23 protein-coding genes are annotated in these 23,777 nt (G+C 30.9%); 14 read left to right on the top strand and 9 right to left on the bottom strand.

Features of this window, described 5'->3' with window-relative positions; all coding sequences use genetic code 11:
• Both BFL01S_RS10520 and mobQ read right to left on the bottom strand, forming a co-directional pair.
• On the bottom strand, positions 1–2,004 hold a 2,004-nt coding region (locus BFL01S_RS10520; protein ID WP_061785669.1), incomplete at its 3' end, for a VirD4-like conjugal transfer protein, CD1115 family.
• Between the two features lie 13 nt (positions 2,005–2,017).
• On the bottom strand, positions 2,018–4,093 hold the full coding sequence (gene mobQ, locus BFL01S_RS10515) for a MobQ family relaxase (protein WP_061785668.1): 2,076 nt from the start codon (positions 4,091–4,093) through the stop codon (positions 2,018–2,020).
• Positions 4,094–4,331: 238 nt separating this feature from the next.
• Between mobQ and BFL01S_RS10510 the strand changes: the two genes are divergently transcribed.
• Both BFL01S_RS10510 and BFL01S_RS10505 read left to right on the top strand, forming a co-directional pair.
• Entirely contained in the window at positions 4,332–4,616 is a 285-nt protein-coding gene (locus BFL01S_RS10510) for a hypothetical protein (RefSeq protein ID WP_061785667.1), read from the top strand.
• Positions 4,617–4,626: 10 nt separating this feature from the next.
• The gene (locus BFL01S_RS10505) at positions 4,627–4,983 is read left to right on the top strand and encodes a hypothetical protein (protein WP_061785666.1); all 357 of its coding nucleotides are present in this window, start codon (positions 4,627–4,629) and stop codon (positions 4,981–4,983) included.
• 10 nt (positions 4,984–4,993) lie between these two features.
• On the opposite strand, the gene BFL01S_RS10500 is transcribed toward BFL01S_RS10505, so the two are convergent.
• Positions 4,994–6,475, bottom strand: a complete 1,482-nt coding sequence (locus BFL01S_RS10500) for an HTH domain-containing protein (RefSeq protein ID WP_061785665.1) — start codon at positions 6,473–6,475, stop codon at positions 4,994–4,996.
• Positions 6,476–6,597: 122 nt separating this feature from the next.
• Here BFL01S_RS10500 and BFL01S_RS10495 point away from each other — a divergent pair, with 122 nt between their 5' ends.
• Positions 6,598–7,296 (top strand): hypothetical protein, encoded by a 699-nt coding sequence (locus BFL01S_RS10495; RefSeq protein WP_061785664.1) that lies wholly within the window; start codon positions 6,598–6,600, stop codon positions 7,294–7,296.
• Positions 7,297–7,347: 51 nt separating this feature from the next.
• Here BFL01S_RS10495 and BFL01S_RS10490 read toward each other — a convergent pair whose 3' ends face one another.
• The 4 genes from BFL01S_RS10490 to BFL01S_RS10475 form a co-directional block, all read right to left on the bottom strand.
• Complete coding sequence (locus BFL01S_RS10490) at positions 7,348–7,782, bottom strand: hypothetical protein (protein WP_061785663.1); 435 nt, start codon at positions 7,780–7,782, stop codon at positions 7,348–7,350.
• 1 nt (position 7,783) lies between these two features.
• A complete protein-coding gene (locus BFL01S_RS10485; protein WP_061785662.1) occupies positions 7,784–8,974 on the bottom strand; it encodes a ParM/StbA family protein in 1,191 nt (396 codons plus the stop codon).
• A gap of 283 nt (positions 8,975–9,257) precedes the next feature.
• Positions 9,258–9,836: a hypothetical protein gene (locus BFL01S_RS10480; RefSeq protein ID WP_061785661.1), complete on the bottom strand. Its 579-nt coding sequence runs from the start codon at positions 9,834–9,836 to the stop codon at positions 9,258–9,260.
• Between the two features lie 159 nt (positions 9,837–9,995).
• Positions 9,996–11,129: a hypothetical protein gene (locus BFL01S_RS10475; RefSeq protein WP_061785660.1), complete on the bottom strand. Its 1,134-nt coding sequence runs from the start codon at positions 11,127–11,129 to the stop codon at positions 9,996–9,998.
• Between the two features lie 523 nt (positions 11,130–11,652).
• On the opposite strand from BFL01S_RS10475, the gene BFL01S_RS10470 reads away from it, so the two are divergent.
• From BFL01S_RS10470 to BFL01S_RS10430, 9 genes are read left to right on the top strand one after another with little or no spacing between them, the layout of a single operon-like run.
• Positions 11,653–11,889, top strand: a complete 237-nt coding sequence (locus BFL01S_RS10470) for a hypothetical protein (RefSeq protein ID WP_061785659.1) — start codon at positions 11,653–11,655, stop codon at positions 11,887–11,889.
• Positions 11,890–11,905: 16 nt separating this feature from the next.
• Positions 11,906–12,241 (top strand): hypothetical protein, encoded by a 336-nt coding sequence (locus tag BFL01S_RS10465; protein WP_061785658.1) that lies wholly within the window; start codon positions 11,906–11,908, stop codon positions 12,239–12,241.
• Positions 12,242–12,246: 5 nt separating this feature from the next.
• Positions 12,247–12,930, top strand: a complete 684-nt coding sequence (locus tag BFL01S_RS10460) for a TraC-like domain-containing protein (RefSeq protein WP_061785657.1) — start codon at positions 12,247–12,249, stop codon at positions 12,928–12,930.
• A 10-nt stretch (positions 12,931–12,940) separates the two neighbouring features.
• Positions 12,941–14,929, top strand: coding sequence for a VirB4 family type IV secretion system protein (locus tag BFL01S_RS10455; RefSeq protein ID WP_082802730.1), 1,989 nt, complete (start codon positions 12,941–12,943; stop codon positions 14,927–14,929).
• Positions 14,930–14,940: 11 nt separating this feature from the next.
• Complete coding sequence (locus BFL01S_RS10450; RefSeq protein ID WP_061785656.1) at positions 14,941–15,996, top strand: bifunctional lytic transglycosylase/C40 family peptidase; 1,056 nt, start codon at positions 14,941–14,943, stop codon at positions 15,994–15,996.
• Between the two features lie 7 nt (positions 15,997–16,003).
• A complete protein-coding gene (locus BFL01S_RS10445; RefSeq protein WP_156474918.1) occupies positions 16,004–16,543 on the top strand; it encodes a YddI family membrane protein in 540 nt (179 codons plus the stop codon).
• Between the two features lie 14 nt (positions 16,544–16,557).
• Positions 16,558–17,553: a conjugal transfer protein TrbL family protein gene (locus tag BFL01S_RS10440; protein WP_061785654.1), complete on the top strand. Its 996-nt coding sequence runs from the start codon at positions 16,558–16,560 to the stop codon at positions 17,551–17,553.
• Positions 17,554–17,600: 47 nt separating this feature from the next.
• Positions 17,601–17,756, top strand: a complete 156-nt coding sequence (locus tag BFL01S_RS10435; RefSeq protein WP_169799848.1) for a hypothetical protein — start codon at positions 17,601–17,603, stop codon at positions 17,754–17,756.
• A gap of 9 nt (positions 17,757–17,765) precedes the next feature.
• Entirely contained in the window at positions 17,766–18,119 is a 354-nt protein-coding gene (locus tag BFL01S_RS10430; protein ID WP_061785652.1) for a hypothetical protein, read from the top strand.
• 125 nt (positions 18,120–18,244) lie between these two features.
• Here the strand turns inward: BFL01S_RS10430 and BFL01S_RS10425 are convergent, their stop codons facing one another.
• Positions 18,245–20,440: a type IA DNA topoisomerase gene (locus BFL01S_RS10425; protein WP_061785651.1), complete on the bottom strand. Its 2,196-nt coding sequence runs from the start codon at positions 20,438–20,440 to the stop codon at positions 18,245–18,247.
• 160 nt (positions 20,441–20,600) lie between these two features.
• On the opposite strand from BFL01S_RS10425, the gene BFL01S_RS10420 reads away from it, so the two are divergent.
• Both BFL01S_RS10420 and BFL01S_RS10415 read left to right on the top strand, forming a co-directional pair.
• A complete protein-coding gene (locus BFL01S_RS10420) occupies positions 20,601–21,164 on the top strand; it encodes a MerR family transcriptional regulator (protein ID WP_061785650.1) in 564 nt (187 codons plus the stop codon).
• Positions 21,165–21,397: 233 nt separating this feature from the next.
• Complete coding sequence (locus BFL01S_RS10415; protein WP_061785649.1) at positions 21,398–22,759, top strand: IS4 family transposase; 1,362 nt, start codon at positions 21,398–21,400, stop codon at positions 22,757–22,759.
• 4 nt (positions 22,760–22,763) lie between these two features.
• Here BFL01S_RS10415 and BFL01S_RS10410 read toward each other — a convergent pair whose 3' ends face one another.
• Positions 22,764–23,504: a hypothetical protein gene (locus tag BFL01S_RS10410; RefSeq protein ID WP_061785648.1), complete on the bottom strand. Its 741-nt coding sequence runs from the start codon at positions 23,502–23,504 to the stop codon at positions 22,764–22,766.
• Between the last annotated feature and the right edge of the window lie 273 nt (positions 23,505–23,777).

Below are 23,777 nucleotides of genomic sequence, written 5' to 3'. Positions count from 1 at the left end.
TGTATTTTCTTCATCATAATCTTTAATCATCTTACCAGTTTCTAAAGTGCTAGCTGCTATTACATTTTGAATAGATGGACCAGCATCTAATTTAGAGTTTTCTATACTTTTGTTTGAAGAAACAACTTTATTTTTATTATTCAATTGATCTTTTTCAATTGCAACCTCTTCATCATCATATAAATCTTCTAAAGTTAAAATGTTATTTTTTTCTTTAATAGACACGTTTCTGTCATCATTATTAACAAATTCCTCTTCTTCAATTGGTGTATCTTCTATTTCAATATTAGCAACTGTTTCTAAGTAAGCAAAACGACTGCTTTTATTATTATCATTTAAGATACCTTTGAAAAACTCAAACTGAAATGCTTTTCGTACTTTAATAGGAAAACCACCTGTTACTAATAAGATAGCTTCATCTCTAGGTAAACGAGTTAATTCATCTGCCATTAATAGATTACGTCCACTATATGAGTCTGATTTAGAGTCTGATCCACCTTTTTGATTCTTAGAAGTAGATTTAGAGTGTTTACCTATAGTTGTCTTACCAATTAAATCTGAAAAATACTCTGCTGTAAGCTTATCACCTACACTTAATAAGAAACGCAAACTACAGTTACCTACAATAGCTTCAGCTTTTTCTTTGTTGTATTTATCTATTAATTGACCTATCGACTGTATGATAGTACTTACAGATATTCCATAACTCCTACAAGTGGCCAATCGCTCTTCATATCCAGGTATAGTTCCTAGGTTTGGAAATTCATCAAGGAGAAGATTTACAGAGTTGGGTAGTTTATTAAAATTCTTATCTGCTACATCATATAGACGTTGGAACATTTGTGTAAAGAAGTTAGCTATAAGTGGCTCCCATGTATTATCGGCTACAGGTAAAATTACATATACAACCATTTTCTTTTTTCCTATATCGTCTAAACGAAAATCACTTGTTTCTGTAAATTTCCGAACATCAGTAGCATCAAACTTAGAAAGCGTAATTGCTAAAGAAACAAAGATACTGTCACGAACCTTATCGTTAGCCATTCTAACAATTTGATAAGCAGAAAAAGCAGCATGATCGGGTTCTAAACCTGAGAAAAATTCGTCCATATCTTCTGGAGTACTACCATGTGTAGTTAATATCTTTTTAACAGTAGCTAAGTTAGCTTCGGTTGGACACTCCAATTTAACATAGAGTAATAAAGTTTTTAATAATGCTATTTCGGCTTTTGTCCAAAAATCGGGTTTTTGCCCTTGTAAAGAGTTAATAACGATTGTATTAGCAACTTGTTCAGCATCAATTTCTTTTTCAATATAATCTAAAGGATTATATCTATCTGATACAAGCATTTCTTTAAAATTAATTAATCTAACTTCATAACCTTGCTCTTTTTTAAACTTAGCACTAGCTTCATAGATTTCACCTTTAGGATCTGTGATAACTAGTGAACGATTCTTTTCAGCAAGTAAGTTGGTTAACAAATAAGCTTGTGATTTACCTGCACCCGGAGCACCAACAATAAAGACGTTTCTATTTGGTATTTTAGTATCCTCAGGAACTATAAGAGGTTTGTTATTTAATAGACCAAAAATTAATCCTTCGGGATTATTAAGATTTTTTTGAGGGTTTTTATTAAAAGTTTTTTTAACAAAATCTCTATCATTAAAAATTTCACTTTCTTTAGCAAACCTTGTTGTTCCCTCTGAACCATAACTCGAAGCATCCCTGTACTGCCCATCACCTACAATAAGCTTATGAATCTTAGTAGATAAAAATATTGTTCCAACTAAACAGATTAACTGTAAAGGCAGAAATAAATCTCCACTCTTAGATGCTTCATATAACTCTAATGGTTTTTTTATTCCATTCGTTACATCTTTAAAGTCGTTATTTAGTGGAAAATTCGTAACGAAACTTAGTAAAAATAAATCTACAAAAATCACAACAGCTAGTGAAATTAAAACTGACATGAATATTGTTCCTTTATCAGCCCTTTTATTCAAATAAATCTCCTCCTTATCGGCTCATTCCACTGTTCCTATTTCTTCTTTTGCTCGCTTCTAACTCTCTATCTATATTTGTTTTTTGCCCTTTATCAGAATCATCAATTAAACCTTTAAGATTATTTGCAATAGTGTTCATCATATTACTCTGAGCTACTTTTGCATCAAAATTATTTTTAGATAATTCAACAGATTCTCTATTATCTAACAATGCTTTATCAATACCATTAACATTTTGTTTATTATCTTTTTCTAGATACTTCATAAATTCATTAATTGGAATGATACGCTTTTCATTCTGGTTAGCACGTAATACTTTAGCAGCAGTTTTTCCATCCATTTTATCAATCCATTTTTCATTTGGATATTGCTTCTTAACCTCGTTAATCATAGATTTTTCTACAATACTCAATGAAGTTTTAACTTTTTTGAAACGCTCAGCAATTTGGACTTTTTGTTGAGCAAATTCGTTCATTTTTTCTTGATATTCTTTTGGATTGGTGTCTTTAATTTGAACAAGTTCTAACTCTTTACGCTTAACACTATTATGCCAGTTAATGACGAATTGATTGTCTTTTCTTAACTTATCGTACTGATCTACTAAGCTAAGTTCACCTTTTTTAGATTCAAAGCTTGATTTATCTAAAAATTCTCGTGCATTATCTAAAGGAATAATATTACCTTTTGTTTTAAACTCTTGAACTAATTTATCTACTTCAACTGGATTCATTTCTTTAATTCTTTGATCACCATTATATAAAACTTTAGCTTGACTAATTGTAACTGCTTCTAAAACTTTAATAGCTTCTTTTACATTATCTCGATTCTCTAGGAATTTCTCTTTTTCTGATTTAAATTTATTAGCTTCTTTATTGAAATTAGCAATACGTTCTTTAACTTGATTATCAAAGCTTTCAACAGAGAATCCTTGTCTTTGCACTTGATATTTAGCTCTATCTTTTGCAATTGTATTTTGTGGAGCATTTTTATATTCTTCATACAATTTTTTAGCCGTTTCGATTGCATTTTTCTCTTGAATCAATTGTTTAGATTTATTAGATAATGCCTTTTCCCAATTAGAAAACTGTTCATTACATTTTAAAGCAACAGTTAAATTAACTTCTTGTTTCATTCGATTTCTAATAAAAGTAATCGAAGTTTTTTCTTTATCTGTTAAAGCATTCCAAACTCCACTTTTTTCAATAGTTCTACGAATATCATTTTGAATCTTTTCTCTTTTTGTTTTTAAATCAATAATCTTAGAGTCTGTTTCAACCAAATCTTTTTGATGAACTTTTAATTCAGCGTTAGCATTTTTGATATCTTCATTTAGTTTACCTAAATTAGTTACTGGCTTATATTCCACACCTTTTTCTTGAGCTTCCTTTTGAGCTCTCGCTTCCATTGCAGAAGCAATATGACCTAGATGTACTGTAGCGTTCTCTTCTCTACCTTGTCTTTCATAAGAACGCAAATCGAATCTTCTTTCTAAATTTAAACGTTCATAAGTTTTATTAACTAAATCTTGATATTGATCTCTCCACAACCCTAAATTTTCTTTATTATCCCAAGGGTTATCAAGATATATTTTCTTTCCATCCTTATCAAATTGACCCGAAAAAGGTCTTTTCTCTCCCCATGTTCCATCCTCATTAAAAGGTCTCATAGTTAGCATAATATGAGCATGAGGATTATGATTTTTATCTCTATGAATATTTACATCTGCAACCATACCTTTTTCAACAAATTGACTCTTGGCATAATTTTTGATTAATTCTTTTTGTTGTTCGTTATTTAAGTCATTCGGTAATGCAATTACAATTTCACGAGACAATTGAGAATTCCATCTCTTTTCAATTTTTTCAACTTCGTTCCATAATTTCTCTCTGTCTTCAACCCATTTAGGAGCATGATCTGGCGCAAGAATAAAAGACTCAGGTTTCACTTCATGTTTCTTAAATTGAAAGTTTCTACCTTCACGTTCATCATATAATTTTTCGTCACTACGATAAGCAGCAGCAGCAACAGTTGATCTTCCATCTTTTCTTGAAATTACGTTTAAACTGAAATGAAGTGATGACTTACTCATATATCTTGCACCTCCTTTAATTAATTAGCCCCTGCGGGTAAAAACAACTTTCACATATAAACGCATAAGCGTTAATGTGTGAAATCAAGAATGAAAATGAAATTTTCGTTCTTCGCAATGACATAAACTTGTTTATGTATAATTGCGCCCTGTAGTTTCCTACATGGATATTATACCACTTCCCAAAGTATGGTTTCAATGATATAATAAGGAAAAATATCCATATGAGGTGATAAAAATGGCAAGAAAAGATGCTGCAACAAAAATTAATGAATTAGAAGAGCAAATGAAAAAGATTGAAAGACAATTGAAACAACAAATGAAGAAACGTGATGAAGAGTTAGGTAAGTTATTTAGAGAAGAATGGGGAATTGAAGATAGCAATACAGCTAAATTAATTATTGATTCTTTAAAGAGCGATGTTAATTCACTTAAGGAATCACTATCTGGAAATAAAAAAGATGATGATATTAATAAAAATAAAAAAATACAAAACTCTAGTACAACTGTAATAACTTCTTAAAGGTGATAAAATGCGCTATGATCCTTACTCAGATTTTGAAAAGATACAAAGCGAAATAGAGAAGCAATCTCTTAGAAAAAAAGCAATACAAGATAAGATAAAATCAACAAAGCGCAAACATGATAATCAGATAGACTATCAAAAAAATTATCAACTTAGAAAAGAAAGAACTCATCGATTAGTTCAAAAGGGCGCGTTATTTGAAAAGTATATTGAAGAACATTTAAGTGATACATTCGAGGATACTTTAACACCTCAAGAGTCCGAATTTTTACTTGATGTTTTTTCAGATATACTTAAGAAAAACAAACCATATATCATTAAACAGTGGAAAATAAAAAAGGATGCTCAATCTAATAATAGTTGAGCATCTTTTTTTATCTACTAAAAGTTATTTCCGTTTTTTCTGTGATCTCATATTCAATTTCTTTTGTTGCTTTATCAACTACATTTATTACTCCTTTTAAATCATTTTCTAACGAAAAATTACGTAGGTTCTCAATAGTCTTTTCGTTAGTCATGGTATAAGCAGCAGAAGCTAATTGAATACTTTCATTCAATGATAATTTATCAGTTTTTAAATTAGGGAATTCTAACTTTAAATCTGCTTTTAATTGGTCATTTATTTTATTTTCATTTACAGATAATTTATCATATCGTTCTTGTATTTGATTCTTTTGGTGAGAGAGATTTTCTTTTAAATTATTATATTCCTCCAAGCTGATTTTTTGTTCTAATTTAGCTTGATATAATACTCCCATGTTAGCATTTATTTTCGATTCAATTTCTCTTAAATCATTCCTTAAACCTTGATTTTTTTCTTGAGTTTGTTTTGCAGTTTCTAATGTAATATCTTTAGATAATTTTATTTTAGAATTAACTATATTCTCAATATTTTCTTTATAAAGTTGTGGTATAGGTTTATTTTCAATTTTTGATTGTTTAGATGCTTCTTTAAAGCTTTTAATTATTTCTTTTTCACTTAAATTCTTAAGTTGATGTACGACTTCTAACTGAGCTCTAATTTGTGAAGGTACGATTGATTTATTACCACTATCATTAAAGTTTTTATCAATGTTTCTTTCAATATTTTCGCTAACTTCATGATTTAACTTTTTAGCATTTTTCAATTCTTGATTTGATAACCCAGCAGCAAAATCATTTTGTTCCTTTTTCATATTTAAGTCTAACTTATTTTCTTTAGTATGGTTATTTAACCCTTCATAAACCACTTTTTCTGTCATATTTTGTGATGATTTTTCTGTATTTAATTGATTATTTTTTTGTGAATCAACGACTTCTTTAGCTGCTTTTTCCAAAGTGATTCCTTTTTCTTTACTTGTACTTAATGTCTTTTCGATAATGTTTAAATCTGACTCTTTAAATTGACGGTGATTTTGATTATTCTTAGTGAATTCATGCCCATTTCTTTCAAGTGTTTGTGCATATTTTCTTAGGGTAGAATCATTAATATTTAAAGAATCAGCTATCTGTTTAGATGACAGGTATTTTTCATTAGATCTTACTTGATTTTCAATTTCATTACCTACTGGCTTTAAAGACGATTCCATTTTGTCCAAAGGTATCAAAACTGTCTTTTCTCCATTATTCAAAACTACATTTTTTTCTTTTAAAGCAACTATAGAAAAATCTCCTTTTTCGCTAGGTACTTTAAACTTTTGATTTTCATACTGTTTTATAATATTTTCTTCTAATTGTTTTGTAATTGAATCATGTAAGGATAAAAGTTCCGATTCTCTTTGTATACGCCTATCGTTCATTTCGAACATTTTTTTAACTAATGCTTCAACAATAGTATTACTAGCATTTTCTAAACTTTGGCCAACCGAATTAGACATAAAAAAAACCTCCTCATGTGTTTATTTCTTCATATTATTAGTGTACAATACAAATATAAATTGTTAAATATCTTTAATATATTTTTACAATATATACATAAATACCTGAGGATGGTGATATTATGAGCTCCCAAACAAAGATTACATCATATAAATTAACTTTAAGAGCAAAGAGAAAGTTAGAACAATATGCACTCAATTTAAAAACAAGTAAGGCAAAAATTATTAATTATGCGTTATATGAGATTTTTGTTAAAAATGAACACAAAATCACTGCTGAGACAATAGCATCTTACATTAAAGAAACTAAACTAAATCTTAAACCTGATAGTTATACTTTTCATCTTTCCTTTGACTATTATGACCGTATAGTCTTATTAAAAAACGATGTTCAAATAATTAATTATACGGAATATCATGACAACGAATTTATAGGGATTTTACTCTCTTTTTATTTTGATAAAGTAGCTATATTCAGAAAAAAAAAAGTAGATAAATACTTAATTAAAGAAACAAAACCTTCTCAGATAGGTTTGTATCTAAATAAAGATTTAAAGGACAACATTAATGAAATTTGCAATCGCTATCAACTTAATGCTGGCGTTTTAATTTTTGATATATTAACGGATATTGAATTCGGAGATCTACCTTTTAAAAACTTACCTCAAGATGTTGTAATTAACAGTGAAGAAAAAGAAAGAATTATTATTTTTATTCCTCCTATGCTTCATAAACAACTTAAAGAAACTCCCCTATCTAATTCCTTTATAGCAGAAATAAGGGCTGAACAATATTTAAAAAAATATAATTTAAAACGTTGAAAAAGGATAACAAAAGTTATTGAGAATTAACTTTTGTTATCCTTTTTATGATTACAACAATTCACTATTTATTTCATCCATATAATTATCATCTTCTGTATCTTCATCTTCAATAATTGCTTTATACGGCCCAGTAAGCTTAACATCTTCCTCTACAGTTTTTTTAGCTTGAATGTCTAATCCATGGTCTTTATGTTTGGTTGGAGTGTTATTTGTAGGAGTATAAACTTCTGTTTTTTGAAGTAAATCTTCATTTACAGAAATTACATTCTTACCTTTCAAAGACTCTAATAACATAGAGTCTTTGAACAATTTTTTTTGAGTCTGATGATTCATAATATCTTCAGTTCCATATAATTCAATAATATGATTAAGAATGCTTTCTAACGATGATGTAATATTACGTTGATTATCAAACCATTTCATTAAATCTTCTGATTCATCACCTTTAAAGCGCCAGTTAAATTGCTTTCTTTCTTTGGTCATATCAAACCAACTCTACTTCTTTATAATCTTCTTTAAATAAAATACCTTGATTTAAAATATCTAAGCCTTTCACATTCATTTCAACAGCATACTTAGCTGGAATCCAAAGAAGTTTTGCATCAACTGAATCAGTGAATGTTTTTAGTTTATCGTACATATCTTCTTTAAATTCGATGGAGCCACCACCATACACACAAATAATTTCTGGTTCACTAGAAAGCGTTTTTACATACTTTCTTTGAATATCGCTCAGTATTTTTTTAACTTGTCTTTTACGAGCTATGGAAAGGTGCTTTACAGCAAGTTTATGATCTTTAGGGTATTCATCGGGTCTCTCAATATATTTAGCAAATTGTTGTCTGTTAATACTTAAGCCCATACGTTCTTGAGCCATAGATGCAATTGCTTCCTCAATAGCGTGACCAACACCTTGCCTTTCTCCAGTACAAACGTCTGGCTTAGGATTTGGTCCGACTGTAAAAGTATACTCCGTTGTTCCAGAACCAATATCAACGTGCATGATTTTACGCCCTTTAAATTCTCGCATAGGCTTTTCTTTGTTTGCTTCTTTATATTCTTCTATATATTGTTCAAACATGTCTAGAGGCCCTTCAAATACGTTATATAACGCAGGAATCCCCTCTTTAGTTACTTTAACCTTTACAAATGTTAGATTTACAGTGACATGCTTATCTCCAACATAAACAATTACTGTATGAGGCGATTTAAGAAATCTATTTTCTAAATGTTTTGCTGTTTCTACATTGTGTTGCGAAGCAGGAATGGCACTACTCATGAAAACATCTACATCTAGTTTAGAGTTCAATTGACCTGATGCTTCAAAGTCTTTTTGAACAGCACGAGCAGCTACATAAGCTAATGTATTAATAATTGGTAAATCATCAGTATGTTTTTCAGACATCTCAATATCCATGTTATCTACATCATCAGCACTTTGAATAGCTCTTTCACCAACCATATAAAGCCCTAAGGTATCAATAGATTCACTAGTTATATTTACCAACAACTGATCAAGTAGATTAACCACATTTTTAGTAACATCCGTTTCATGTACAGATGGCTTTCTTGTTAACCATTTATATGCACTAGGAATCTTTGTAACTTCTTTCATCCCTGGTTCCAAAATCTTAAATTTATCGTTCCCGATGTCGTTTGCAAGAATAAATTTCATTATTCAACTCATCTCCCTCAACCTTATTTAATTACATTATAACTCTAATGATTAAATTATTCAAGAGTTAATCTATAAAATATATAGATTAAATGATTATTTTTTAGAGAATAAAGATATAGTTAATCCTAAAATAGTTATTGGAATTAAAAAAACCGCAAAATATATAGAAAAAATCTAGAAAAAATGATTTTTAATACCACAATAATTCTATATCTAATTCTAAAAAAACAAAATAACACATTTAATCTATATTTTATATAGATTAAATGTGTTATTTTAGCTACTTATATATAACTGCTTTTAAACTTTTTTTATAGACATGTGATGTATTTATAGACTTAAAGTGCGCTTCTTTAATTACACTTTGTAAACTGACATCTACAGAATTCATTAAATCATATAGATCTGAGTCACAGGTATGTATAATTTGACGCAACTTCTCCATCTTAGTATCTAAAGCAATAAACATTTCAACAGCTTTATTATGATCACTTAACCTCTTAGTCACTAATTTATGAGCCTTATCTTTATTTACTTTCACTTTAATTCTAACTTCTGCTGTTTTTATACCTAGTTGACTTAATGCAGCTAATACAGGATACCCAGCCTCAAGAACAAAGGTATTATTATCTGTAGATGTATTTATAGAAACTAGAATTTCATCTTGAAAATAGCCGTTTTCTTCATAAAAACACAGCTGTCTGCGAATTCTTCTTTCATATTTTGCAAGTTCTTCTCTAGAAGCTAACTTATATTTTATTTCACTTAGATTAATTCTTCTTTTAGGGAACAAACGATATGAACGATCAATTTCTTTGCTCCTAAAAACACGTTTAGTTTTTGAATTTACGTAACTCAAAGAATCCCCTCCTTATGAAAAGAATACACGTTAACGTGTTAGGGAGATGCTGTAGCATCTCTTAGTGCGCTATTAATAATACTTTATACTGTTTATTGTTATAATCCTTCTTTTGTAATGAATAAGAGTGCGAAAACTCTTAAAATAGCGAGTTGTTCATTAGTAAACTCCTATTTCATCTAATTCTGTTTTATTAGGATTATATTCTTGATATAAAGAAAATGCAGCACGTTCATGATTATCGGATAAATTCAACATAATTTTAGCAGTATTTCTAACATTCAAATTCATAATTTTATTAATATCTTTAACCTTCTTTGTTAATTGATCAAGAAGTATCTTTTTTAGTTTTCCACAAATACAACCAGCAAAATTAAATCTAGGCTGTTTTTTAGCTCTATAAGATTTGTTTTTATAATAATAATATGCTGCTATTGCTTGTTCACAGCTTTTTAAAATTTCTTCTATGTGATCACCAGGTTTGAGTTGGTATTTGGACATAGTACGACAAATAGACTTCCATATAGTAACAATCTCTAAAGTATCTAACCTGTCTAACTTAGTAGCAATTTCTTCTGGTACACCATGTAAATCTGTATATTTGTCCTTATTAAAGAAGTATTCATCAAAATGAAGGTCTTCATGATTTTGAGAATGTTCTTTAAAAGCAGATTTAACTTTATTTTGAGTAGTTCTATATAAGATATATTTTTTAGAATTAACTTTGTTAATTCTGTTAGGAGATTTTTCAAAGCCTTCATCCTTACTCTCACAAGGGGTTTGAGATTCTACCTTTGTAAAATTGCTTGTCAAATCCTTTGTAAAGTATGTAGTGTAAACTTCTGAAACTTCTAAGTTACCAGCATAGTTTTCTTTCAAGTATTTAAGGTTATGTAAATAATATGGATGCAACACTAAAACATATACTGTTGGTGCATAGAGATTTCTTCTTCTGTTCTTTAACTTATGGATAAGGTTTAATTCTTCTAAGAAGCCAATAACTTCTCTGATAAGTGGTCTAGATACTTTACACATTTTAGCCAAAGACTCTTCTGTGGCTTGTGTAAACCCTTGGTGTGCTAAAGCTGAGATGAATTTACGTAGGGCTTTATATCTTTTAGAGCTAGGGGTATATTCGGCAAATGTAATGCCTTCGATATCTAATAAGATATCATCAATAACATTGAGGTTGTATTCAACTACTTTAGTTAAGTCTGTTTTGTTTAAAATTGGGGATTTGTTACCTAATTCTTTTTTGACTTTGCTGAGTAAGAAATTCTTAATTTTTTCCATGAAAATAAGCCTCCTATTTCCCAGCTAAATCCGTAAGAAAATAGAAAGCAAACTCTTCACATATTTTTTAACTCATGTTATACTACACATAAGAAGTTTTAATATGTAAGAAATAGTCCTAGATTCTTGGGAGTTTCATTTGATAAGTCGCCAAACTTATTTAGATCAAATGAAACTGTGGAGCTGGGGCTTTTTTTTGTGTTTTTTTATTTTAATTCTGCAAAAATACTTTGTGTAACTTCCTTAATTTCCTCTTTTTTCTATATAATTCTACAAAATGGCTATTATCAGAACTCACTACCAATCTCTTAGTTTAGTATAAATTACATAACATTAAATGGCAACAACTTGAAGAAAAAAAGGTGCAAAAAAACTATTTAAACACAAGACTTTATCCCTATATCGTTTTAGGTATAATACTACTATTTAGGTATTGAAGACGCTTATTTGTAAAAAATGGGTTGAAAAAAACTCGATATTAGATTACAATATAAATATAAATTAATTGAGGGGGTATTCTTAAATGAATCCTTTTGACAAGATTTCGAATTTCCTAAACGATAGCGTAGTTTCAGGTTTACTTGATATCGCTGCTCCAATGGCAATCATCGCTTTAATTATTTGTTGTATTGGCGCTTGGGTTGTTGGTGATGAATCTGCTAAATCTGGGTTTAAAAAAGGAATCTGGTTTACTGCATTTGTAGCTATCATTTGCTTTTCAGCACCATCTATTATTAAGTGGATCAGCAGCACATTCTGATTAGGGAGGTTTAATAGTGAAAGAAGTTGAAAAGAAAAAATTCACTATCCCTCGACAGATAAGCAAAGAAATACATGTATGGCGCTTCATTACTTTTAAAGAAGCGCTATTTCTTGCATTAGGGGGACTTATAGGCTATACAATGTACGCTTACATGATTCCAGAAGATGTAGATAGGAAAATAAAAGTATTTGTTACTATATTACCAGCTACTATTGTGGGTCTATTTATATTTGTTAAACCAATTAAGGTAAGAAAAAATATAAGGTTATTTCATATTATTAAGTGGAAAGGCAATTTCAATAATCGACAAAAGGTTTTCTATTATAAGAAGAAAGGTTTTAAAGGGTGAGCTAAATGTTCGGTAAGAAAAAACAGATTGAAAAAGAAAAAACCGTTCAAGATTTGATTCCTGTTAGAAATATATATAACGAAATGATTGAAACAACTGATAATAAATTGATTAAGGTCTTAAGTGTATCGGCTGTTAATATGTCACTTATGTCACATGCTGAACAAAGAGAAGTTTATGAAGGGTATGAGAATTTTTTAAACACAATTGATAAAAAACTACAAATTAATCGGGTATCTACGCCCGTTAATTTAAAAGATTATATTGTTGATTTAAAATCACAGCTATCAAAAATAGATAACCCCTATAAGCGTAAAATATTAAAGAGCTATATTTGGTACGCTAATAATATACAAGAGGATAGGGAAATGATTAGGCGTAACCGTTATATTGTTCTTGATCAAACATTTAGTGATGATAAATCTAAAGAAGAAGCTATTAGGAAATTAAAGATTCGTGTAGATGACTACAAGGTTAAATTAGAAGAAATGCTAAGAAGTCCTAAATTAGAAGTTAGAGAGCTATCTAATCTGGAATTGGAGAAATACCTTCATATGTTTTTTGATTATGAAAACGCTCAAATATTGGCTATGGAAGAAGAAGTGAATACAGCATATGTAATTGGTAGAAGAAATTTGTTTGATACAGTAGAAAAATTAAAAGCTGAAGAAGATTATTATTTGCGATAGGAGTGATAGTATGAGAAAACTTTTATCTAAGTTTATGGGAAAGAAAGAAGAAGCTGTCTCACTGGAACAGTTTGTAGATGACCAGAGCAACCTCTTGGATATATTATCCCCAGATAGTATAGAGGAGCATGATACTTACATTCGATTAGGAAGTAACTATGTTCGTACATTAGTAGTCGCACACTTCTCTAATAATGTAACAGCAGGCTTCTTGGATAAACTACACAGTATTGGTTCTAATGTATCTATAATTCATCATATTGAGCCTACATCTGCTGAAACTATGATTAGATCGTTAGACAAAGCAATTATAGAATATAAAAGCCAATTGCACGATGTGAAATTAAAAGAGTCTGAGCGACAAACAATTAATAACAATATAAAAGATGCTACAGTCCTTTTGGATAATTTAACTAGTTCAAATTCAGAGCTTTTCAATGAGCACATGTTAATACACATTCAAGCTGCATCACTTGAGGAATTAAATCGGATTACTCATACAGTAAAGACTTTAACAAATAGGCATTTAAAAGCTATTACACCAACCAATAGAATGTTTGATGCTTTTGAATCTGTTCTACCTATTAACCAAAATAAAGTCAAAGAATTAACATATCGAAACTTTGATGCAGAAGCTTTGTCTTCACTATTTCCATTTGATGAAAGTGAAGTTATTGCTGAAAAAGGTGTAATTAAAGGCCGAAACCTCAAAACAAATAGTATTGTTATGGTAAACCACGACGAACTGTTAAATCGACATGAATATGTATGTGGACCATCAGGTTCAGGGAAAAGTACATATCTTTTTGGAGATATGTTAAGAAGGTGGATACAAGGTGTTAGGATACGAGTAATTGATCCGAAAGGAGAATTCGGATCAAAATTTGTAAGTATTGGTGGAGAATGGGTTAAAATCTCACCTATGAATGATGTTGTTATTAATCCTTTTGAAATTATGAACACAAAATTAATTCGTAACGAAGAAGGAAATGCAATTGATTCTTCATTGTTACATCGTAAGATTTCTAATTTAAAGACAATGTTTACTTTAATGTATTCAGAGTTAAAAGATGATCCTGTTGCAAAAGCATTATTAGAAAAAGCTCTTGTACAAACATATAAAGAAAATCAATCAGTAAGTATTACATGGGAAACTGACTTTTCACAGTTGAAATCTACAGATTATCCTACTATGGGAGATTTATATAAAGTAATTAGAAATTTAATAGATGAAAAAGAAGAATTTAAACCTTTAAGTAACTTATATCAAGTACTTTATCAGTATGTGGAGGGGTCATATTCTAAAGCAATGAATGGACACACAAACGTTGACTTGTCCAATGACTTAATAACATTTGATTTGTTTGATTTAAAAGGTGAAGAAGACTTGCAGAAGGTAGCTATGTACAATATTTTAACTTTTTTAGAGGAAGATGCAGTAAAAGATAAGGATATTGTACAAATTTATGTGGACGAAGCCCATATCTTAGCCAATCCAAAAAATCCACTGGCAATGAAGTTCTTAGCAGATATGTACAAATTATTACGCTCTTTCAATAGTGGTGTTACTTCTGCTACACAACAAGTAGGAGATTTCTTATCTGCTGTTGAAGGAACACGAAATTATGGAGAAGCTGTTATTTTAAACTCTGTATCTAAGTTATATTTACCGATGTCTAGTGAAGAATTAAACACGATTATGACGAAGACTTCTCAAAACTTTTCAGAGGAAGAACAACAAATTTTAATAATCAAGGATGCTGATAGAAAGAAAAGTGCTGGTAAGGGTGTTTATATTGTAGGTTCTACAAAAGTTTCTCTTCAAGTTCAATTAGATCCTATAGAACTTCAAATGTGGGATAAAGATAGATTTGATAAAGAATATCAACATATTAAAAACAACAAAGACATTCTTTTAACAGAAGAAGATAAAGAGCTATTTGAAACTCACATTACTCAAAATAAACTTGGCAATACAAATTATGTATTGGCTAATTAGCAGGTGATTGTATGCTAACAGCAGTTAAATTAGGTGCGTTTGCTGCCAAAGAGTGGAAGTGGATTATAGGGGGAGCAACTATATTTTTTGCTTTAGTAATTATCGGTATTACTGGCATGAGTACAGAAGAACAACAAACAACGCCTTCTAATTTCGGGTCTCAACAATTATCAGAAGCTGTATTAGCGTATGAAACACCAATTAAAGAAGAGTTGAAAAAATATGGTCTTGAAGATTTAACTCCTGTTGTACTAGGGATTATGCAACAGGAGAGTGGTGGTACTTTGAGTCGTGATGTTATGCAGGCTTCTGAATCATTAGGGCTTCCACCAAATACTATTCAAGACCCTATGTATTCAATTCAAGTAGGAGTTAAACATTTCGCTAGTGTTTACAAGCAAGGCACTGATAAAGGTCTAGATATAAAGGCTGTAGTTCAAAGTTATAATTTTGGTTCTGGTTATCTTAATTATGTAGAGTCAAACGGTAAAGTGCACACTCAGGAAGTTGCCAAAGCATTCTCTGCTTATCAAATGTCATTACATCCTGGAGTTTATACGTGTGGTGGAGATACAAGTAATTTCCGTTATCCTTATTGCTATGGCGATTGGAGTTATGTAGATAAAGTCTTTCAATATGTCTCAGGTGGATCTGAAGGCTCAGGAGCAGCTCAAGCTGCTACGGGATCACCTTTAGGTCAAGAGAAATATGAAAAGATGTATAATGCCGTATTACAGTTTGAAGGATATCCATACACATGGGGTGGAGCGACGCCAGCTACCAGTTTTGATTGTAGTGGATTAACTTCATGGGCATTCAGACAAATAGGTTACAATCTTCCAAGGACAGCACAACTACAATATAACGCTACAAAACGTGTTAAAAAAGAAGATTTAAAGCCTGGGGATTTAATTTTCTTTAAAACAGCAAGCTATAACAACGTAACTCATGTTGGTATATATGTTGGCAATAACAAAATGTACGATGCTAATAATGGTGGTGTAGGCTTCTCCGATTTAAATAATTATTGGAGCCCTAAGATTGTTGGATATGGAAGAGTAAGTTAAAAAAGAGGTGAAAGTTGTGAATTACACAAAGTTTATTCCCTATATTATTTTAGTTGCATTAATCGTATTTGGTGGATATCAATTCAAACAACATCATGATACAGCAGCAGCATATTCAGAGCTTAATACTAAATACAATGCTTTGAAAAATAATAGTAAACAACAAGTCCAAAAGGATGCTACAAAATTTTTAACAGCTTTTTATACTTATGAGGGGCGACCTAAAAAAGAAAGTATTAATGGATTAACGACAAAAAAATTACAAAACACTCTTTTTCAAACTTATGATCAACTGGATCAAGAGTATGAAATGCCAAAAGATTTAAAATATAAAAGCGAAATCGATAATACAACTATTTACCATGCGAGAGATGAATATGATTCAGAAGCTAAAGTTTTAGCCACATTTGATTCTATAATTTCAATTAATAATAAAAAAAGTAACGCTAAGACAATTGCAGAAATTAACTTGAAATTACAGGGAGATAAATGGATAGTTACTGGATATAAAACTTTAAATGATGTATCAAATTTTGAAGGTAACTAAAGGGGATGTAAATAATGCTGATTAAGTCTAGAAGTGGTCGGAAAAAGTTAATTATGGCATTTGCAATGGTTTTTATATTACTATTTGTTTTTAACTCAGCAGGATTTACAAACGTTGCATATGCCGATAATGAGGAAACAGAATCTGTTGATCTAGAATGTGGTTCATTTGATTTTTCTTGTAAGATAAGAGAGTTCATGTTAAATATCGTACAAGGAGCGATTAACTATAGTATAGATCAATTAGATACTTTCGTGGTTGAACCATCAACCATATTAGAAAATGAAACAATAAATGACTTTTATAATCAAGCCTATGACTTCTTTTTTGTATTACTAGGAGTAATATTTATTTACAAAATGGTGGAGATGTTGGCTGTTTCTGACCCTGAAGGTCGGGGGGAATTAAGAGAAAAGCTCGCCCGACTTGTATTTACAGTAGCATTTGCATATAGTTTCAAATGGATATTTGAATACTTATTAGAGTTTAATTACTGGTTTGTAAAAGGCATATTAGATGGATATGACTTGAAATTTAGTACATTTAAGTATGATGCTACTAAAATTCAAGAGGCTGATATTAATTTAATATTTATGGCAATACTGGCTCTTATTTTAGCTATCTTGTTCTTTGTAATGTTGATACAAATGGCTATTAGGTTTGCAGAATTAGGATTTGCTCTAGCTATTGCTCCATTATGTATTGCTACAAATTTAAGTGATAACTTCAATCTGTTACCAGGATTTTGGAGAAATCTAATAAGTATTGTATTCACACAAGGTGTACAGGTAATGTTAGTACTATTTATGGCCAAATTCTTCTCAGAGGGAAGTATATGGGACGCTAGCAAAATCATGTATGGTATTGGATTTATGATTCTAGTAGTTAAATCACCAGCTGTAGTTAAAGAATTAATGTATTCATCTGGAACTGGACGAACAGCAGCAGGTATTGGATCGGGAGCTGCTTCTACAGTAGTTAAAACAGCAATTATGCGTAGAGTAAAATAATCTAATGAAAGGGTTTTTAAATGAATACATTATTTCTCAATACGATAATGTTAATTTTAATTGTTGGCTTTGGAGTTTTTAGATTAACTAAAGAAACACCAGAAAAACGTTCTCAAATTTTGAAAGAATTAAAAAATGTACCCACAAACTTTTATAAAAACTGTAAGATAGTAATTGAAAAAGCGAAAAAAAAGGAATTGTAGGTGTGTTTTATGAGAAAAAGTACTTTAACAGCTGCCATTATAGCCTTAGTTCTTTCAGCTTGTGGGAGTAATGGTGTAAGTGGAAGTAATTCATTTAATGGTACATGGGAAAAAGCAGAAGGGGAACCAGCTGTATGTAGAGACTCCTTTACTTTTAAAGGAGATAATGTCTTTGAAATACAAAACTCAAGAGCTCAAGGTGGAGAAACTTCGTCAGGAACATATAAAAATGTTGAAGAAAATGACTATCAGTTTGATTACGGTGGAGCATCAGACATGTTCACTATAGAAATTGAAGGTAATTCAATGACTGCTCAAATGGCTGGAAGTAAAAATGTTTGCAAATATAATAAAGAGAAATGAGAAAGTAAGCTTATCATAGCTTGCTTTTTTATTTTTTAGGATAAATTCCTTATAAATGTTTGTGTACTTTATAATTTGAAACTTTTTTAGGTGTAAAAAAAGGATGAAAATCATCCTTTTTTTGTCTATTTACTTTTTGCAGTAACATTTTGTTTAGGAAATTCAAAACCTAATTGCCCTTCTTTTTTGTCTTTTATTATTAAATGTGCATCAAAAGTCTTCTTTCCTTTTAAGCCTTTAATAACACCACTTTTTCCCTTTTCAATAAGACGTTTTACATTAGTTTCACTTATTTTCTTACCTAAAATCTCTTTAGGGAGAGTAAATTTACAACCTTCTTTATAACCAACACAACCAAAAAAGACTTTTTTATCTATTATTGCTTTTCCGCAGTTAGGACATTTGCCGATGTGGTTTTGCTGTTCCATTTTATTAACTAAATGATCTATCTTCCATGTGTTTGCATTTTTAACAGCATCATTTACTAACTTAGTAGCTAAAGCTTTTGATTGTTCTATAAATTTAGCACCTGATTTGTTTCCTTTCCCCACTTCTTGCAAATATAATTCCCATTTTGCTGTTAACTCAGCACTTGAAAGAATGGTCTTATCTAATGCTGCAATCAGTATTTTTCCTTTAGGGGTTATCTGGACGATGTTATTCTTTACTATAATGTAACCTCTAGACTGAAGACTAGTTACAATCGAACTTCGAGTTGCTTCCGTCCCTAAACTTCCATAATTAACCAATTCTGTTTTGGTTATTTCATTTGAATCGTAATGGCTTTTGCGTCCGGCTGTAGCCATAAGGGTAATCAAATTCCCTTCAGTATAAGGCTTTGGTGGCTTTGTAATCCCATCTTTTATATTGAGTTTAAGAATTGAAATAGATTGACCACTTTCTACAATAGGTAGACGTTGGTTTTCTTCTTTCTCATCTGATTCTTCTTTTTCATTCCAAACTGTTTTCCAACCATTATTTATAATCTGATTACCAGTAGATTTAAAGTTGTAATTTTCAATTTTGGTGTGAATTGTAGTTTGGTTATAGATATGGTCTGTATAAAAGGCTGCTATAGTACTTCGTGCAATTTCATCGTATACATTCAGTTGATCCTTAGATAAATTAGTAAGGTTAGGAACTTTATTCGTGATTACAATTGCATAATGATCGTCAACCTTTTCGTTGTCGGTAAAATGTTTATCATCAACGATATTAGTTTTTTCTTTAGACTCAATAAGTTCTTTATATGGCCCAAGAGTAGCTAATTGTTCTAGGGTATGAGGAAGTTGTTCAGCTTCATCTTTCGGTAAAAATTGACTTGAGCTACGCGGGTAACTGCAATATCCTTCTTCATACAAGCTTTGAACTAAAGATAGTACATCTTTAGGTGATAATTTGTATTTTTTATTTAATTTTGCTTGTAAACTGGATAAGTTATGAAGTTTAGGAGGTCTCACCTTTTTTTCTTTATTTTCTACATTATCAATAACAGCAGGTTTACCCTTGAGGGTTTCTATAGTTGCTAAAGCAACTTGCTTATCTTTAAATCGATTTTGCTCTTCATTTTGAAGTTTCCCCCGATACTTAATACTGTTTGCAGAAAAGTCACCAAATATCTCCCAAAAGTTCTCTGGCTTAAAGTTTTCTATCTCTTTTTCTCTTTGGTGTATTAGAAATAAAAGAGGACTTTGAACCCTTCCAGCACTATACAGAGTATTTTTTGTAAAACCACCTTCATTTACTTCTGAGATTTTTTTGTTTAGCAATATACTTAATGCACGTGTTGTGTTAATACCTATTAACCAATCAGAATAGGCTCTTGCCTTGCTCTCTTCGTATAGGCTATCAAACTCTTTTGCATCTCGTAGATTGTCAAACGCCTTTCTGATAGCATCAGCTGTCATAGAAGAACACCAAAAACGTTTCAGTGGCTTCCTTCCACATCCACAAAGTAGTATTAAAGTTCTAGCTATAGCTTCTCCTTCCCTCGCAGGGTCAGTACAAATAACTATAAAACTAGATTTTTTTAACTTTTCAGAAACGGATTTAAAGTGACTTACCTTCTCTTTGCTCACTATATACTGAAATTTTTCTGGAATTAAAGGTAAAGCGTCAATGTTCCATTTTTTCCACTCATCTTTATATTTTTCTGGTGGAGCTAGCTCAGCTAGATGGCCTATAGCCCAAACTACAATAGCACCATTAGGAAAAGTGTTGCAAGGCATAATCTCTATATGATCTTTATGTTTTTTATGTTCATAGCATTCACTATAAGTTCTTGCTTGAGCTGGTTTCTCGCAAAGTAAAGCAGGCTTCATAAAATTTCCTCCTTAAACAAATAATAATAAATATATTATAACATTTATGATTAAAAAGGGTGTAGGTATCAACATATATTTGAAAATAAAATGAGTTATTTATGTTTTTATAGAGGTTTATATTTTCTGTCCATAGAATTTCTAATTGAGGTGATGGAATATGTCAAACATACGCAATATAGCTCAATCCGATATGCTGTACTTATCTAAAGATGTAGCAAACATGTTGAACATAGCAAATACAACAGTTAGAAAGTATTGTGAAATGTTAGAAAACCAAGGATATAGTATTAAAAGGAATGATCATGGTCACCGGCTGTTTAGTGTGCGTGACATCGAGATTTTAGAGACCATATTAAAGCTAAAATCTGAGATGAAAATTGATGAAGCTTGTAAATATGTAATTGAAAAATCTAAATTAGTAGATGATAATTCAGACGATATGTCAGACATAACACTTGGAGATAACGCCCTAGCAATACAAAGATTTGAATTAATTAATCATTTTAAAGAGATGGAAACTAAATTGTTAAGTAAGATTGAAGAACAGAATCAAGTAAATGAAATTCAGAAAAAGCAACTTAAAGAAATGGAAACTAAATTGTTGAGTAAGTTTGAAGAGCGTGGAAAGTGGCAAGAAAATCGAGATAGTCAACTAATAATGATGCTTAGAGAAATTTCTGCAGCTAAAGAAAAAAAGAAAAAATGGTGGAAGTTTTGGTGAATACAAAAAAAGCAGGCTGTACGCCTACTCTTGTTTATAGTGTGACATGTCCAGTATGCTTATTAACTCAAACTTCGCACCTAAATAATTAGATTCGATAGTTGGCTCTATTAGGTTCTTCATGATTTCAATAAAAACCTTGACAAAGTTTTTTTAGATACAAAAAACACCTCATTCTTTGGTATAGTGGATTTGTCGAGAATACACTACCAAACAGAAGAGGTGCTTCCATTATGATAGAGCATAATGACCAAAACAATCAACTGCCAAAAGAATTAAAATCGGTATTTCGTGAATTAGAAATCGTAAAGCACCTTCGTAAAGCTAGCATTACGAAGAAGTTTGGCTTTACAACTTCCTATTTGTTTCAGCTTGTTTTTTGTTTAATCTTTCATCATAAGAGCTGGTTCACCCTTTTAAATTCAAAGAAGGGAGACCGTTACCCTGCCAAAGATTCTGTTTATCGTTTCTTGAATCATTCCAAGTTTGCATGGCGTCGCTTTTTAACGTATTTAAGTGTGCACGCCATTCAAAAGGTGGAGCAGCTGACGGATACAAAACGTCCAAAGGTATTCATCATAGACGATTCTATGTTCGACCGTAACCGCAGTAAAAAGGTGGAGCTTTTTGCGCGTTGTATGGATCATTCCTCCTTAACAAAACGCTTTTATAAAGGATTTCGCATGCTTACATTGGGTTGGTCCGATGGCTTTACATTTATGCCACTAGACTTCACATTACTAAGTTCAAAAAAGGCGCAAATCAACGGAATTTCTGAGAATATTGATAAGCGTTCTTCTGGCTATAAACGTCGTGTCGAAGCATTAGAATCTGCTCCAACCGTCATCCCAGGTATGCTTGAACGAGCATTACAAGCAGGTGTATCGGCTGACTATGTGTTACTGGATACGTGGTTTACGCAACAACCTCTTATCCAATCAATCGTTGAACTCGGTCTTGACGTCATTGGCATGGTAAAGGCAACGAACCAACGCTATTTGGTGAACAATAAAAAGCTATCTCTGAAGGAACTATATAAGGTTGCCGCACCTGTTTCTGGCAAGAAAGGCATCATGCGATCGATTCAAATAACCATGGCAAATGGCGTTCAAGTAAAAGTCGTATTTATTCAAAACCGCAATAAAAAGAGCGAATGGCTTGCGATTCTCAGCACGGATTGTACGCTTTCTGAACAAGAAATCGTCCGTATTTATGGTATGCGCTGGGATATTGAGGTCTTTTTCAAGACGACTAAATCCCTCTTACGCCTTCAAAAAGAATTTCAAGGCATGTCATATGATTTACTTATTAGCCACACAACGATTGTGTTTTCGAGATACATCGTTTTGTCCTGGCAGAATCGTTGCCATAACGATCAACGAATACTAGGTGGCATTTTTTATGAGCTATGTGATGAAGTGAACGAACTGGATTGGGCTGTCGCATTACAGCAATTAATCGAGCTTCTTGAAGATGCCTTAAAAAAGACGAATAAAACGATTCAAAAAATAATCAAAAGTCAACTACAGCAATGGATTGACGGTCTGCCTAACTATATCAAGGCTTATTTGTCGATTTCAGTCTGCGAAGTTTGAGTTATTAATTAGCATATTTTTTTTGTACTAATTTAATTAGTTCCTCAACTTCTTTTTCTCCACCTATATTATTAAGTAAATCAAACTCTTCAAGAATTCTTTTTTGTAAGCTTACAACTTCTTCTTCAGAGTTACTAAAATTAAAAATCATTTGGTTAACTATGTCTCTAAATAAATCAGAGCGTGATATTTTTTTTCCTTTTTGTTTAATAATATCTTCTTTAATGGAATCAATTATCTTTAGAACAGATTTATCAATAAGCATTGGCATAGTTTTTTTTTCTTTAGGCTTGTGTGAAAGGATATAGTTAATGTCCGGGTGCTTATAATCATGAATAACATACTCTTCAAAAGTTAAATTTATTGTAGATCCTTTCAGTACTTTAATTAGTTCAATGTAGACAGATTTATCGATGGTGAAAGAAGTATTTGTGGTATTTCTGATACGAACTTTTTTTTCAATTACTTCCTCAATGATGAAGGAAATTACATCAGAGCTTGTTATCTTATTCCCTATACTGTTGTTGTATGTAACAATATCATGAATTTTTCTTTTATCTTCTTCGTCAATCCGTATTGGATAAATAATAACAGATTTAGCTTCTCGGGCTTTTATGGTAGTGGTTGCTTGCATATCTCTTATACATTGTCGAATCTTTTTAAATCTATATCCTTTAGGGATTTTTTCATTCATATTATCTATAATTTTCTTTTCAACTGAGAAGCCATTTAAAACTGAGCTCATAATTATACTCCTTACATCGAATATATTTACAATAATATGTCCAACATAGCACATTATCATCATTTCATATATTATAACTTTTGTGATTAAGATATTCAATGTCAATAGAAATGTTTAAGAGCAGAGTATAGAAACTCTGCTCTTAATTAAAATCCTTATTTAATTATTAAATGTATTTACTTTTTGAATATTCTCTAATACAGCAAGGCGGATTAACTTTTCTCTAATTTCTAAGCTTAATTCTAACCATTCTTTTGTATTAATTTTCATTTT

The organism is Priestia flexa NBRC 15715 (genome assembly GCF_001591565.1).
Lineage (GTDB): Bacteria > Bacillota > Bacilli > Bacillales > Bacillaceae_H > Priestia > Priestia flexa.
This window is presented reverse-complemented; position numbering and strand designations above follow the sequence as displayed.

Bases quoted from the DNA above. Each gene is read 5' to 3' on its own strand.
- mobQ (WP_061785668.1), bottom strand. From the start codon at position 4,093: ATGAGTAAGTCATCACTTCATTTCAGTTTAAACGTAATTTCAAGAAAA.
- BFL01S_RS10510 (WP_061785667.1), top strand. From the start codon at position 4,332: ATGGCAAGAAAAGATGCTGCAACAAAAATTAATGAATTAGAAGAGCAA.
- BFL01S_RS10505 (WP_061785666.1), top strand. From the start codon at position 4,627: ATGCGCTATGATCCTTACTCAGATTTTGAAAAGATACAAAGCGAAATA.
- BFL01S_RS10500 (WP_061785665.1), bottom strand. From the start codon at position 6,475: ATGTCTAATTCGGTTGGCCAAAGTTTAGAAAATGCTAGTAATACTATT.
- BFL01S_RS10495 (WP_061785664.1), top strand. From the start codon at position 6,598: ATGAGCTCCCAAACAAAGATTACATCATATAAATTAACTTTAAGAGCA.
- BFL01S_RS10490 (WP_061785663.1), bottom strand. From the start codon at position 7,782: ATGACCAAAGAAAGAAAGCAATTTAACTGGCGCTTTAAAGGTGATGAA.
- BFL01S_RS10485 (WP_061785662.1), bottom strand. From the start codon at position 8,974: ATGAAATTTATTCTTGCAAACGACATCGGGAACGATAAATTTAAGATT.
- BFL01S_RS10475 (WP_061785660.1), bottom strand. From the start codon at position 11,129: ATGGAAAAAATTAAGAATTTCTTACTCAGCAAAGTCAAAAAAGAATTA.
- BFL01S_RS10470 (WP_061785659.1), top strand. From the start codon at position 11,653: ATGAATCCTTTTGACAAGATTTCGAATTTCCTAAACGATAGCGTAGTT.
- BFL01S_RS10460 (WP_061785657.1), top strand. From the start codon at position 12,247: ATGTTCGGTAAGAAAAAACAGATTGAAAAAGAAAAAACCGTTCAAGAT.
- BFL01S_RS10455 (WP_082802730.1), top strand. From the start codon at position 12,941: ATGAGAAAACTTTTATCTAAGTTTATGGGAAAGAAAGAAGAAGCTGTC.
- BFL01S_RS10450 (WP_061785656.1), top strand. From the start codon at position 14,941: ATGCTAACAGCAGTTAAATTAGGTGCGTTTGCTGCCAAAGAGTGGAAG.
- BFL01S_RS10440 (WP_061785654.1), top strand. From the start codon at position 16,558: ATGCTGATTAAGTCTAGAAGTGGTCGGAAAAAGTTAATTATGGCATTT.
- BFL01S_RS10435 (WP_169799848.1), top strand. From the start codon at position 17,601: ATGTTAATTTTAATTGTTGGCTTTGGAGTTTTTAGATTAACTAAAGAA.
- BFL01S_RS10430 (WP_061785652.1), top strand. From the start codon at position 17,766: ATGAGAAAAAGTACTTTAACAGCTGCCATTATAGCCTTAGTTCTTTCA.
- BFL01S_RS10425 (WP_061785651.1), bottom strand. From the start codon at position 20,440: ATGAAGCCTGCTTTACTTTGCGAGAAACCAGCTCAAGCAAGAACTTAT.
- BFL01S_RS10420 (WP_061785650.1), top strand. From the start codon at position 20,601: ATGTCAAACATACGCAATATAGCTCAATCCGATATGCTGTACTTATCT.
- BFL01S_RS10415 (WP_061785649.1), top strand. From the start codon at position 21,398: ATGATAGAGCATAATGACCAAAACAATCAACTGCCAAAAGAATTAAAA.
- BFL01S_RS10410 (WP_061785648.1), bottom strand. From the start codon at position 23,504: ATGAGCTCAGTTTTAAATGGCTTCTCAGTTGAAAAGAAAATTATAGAT.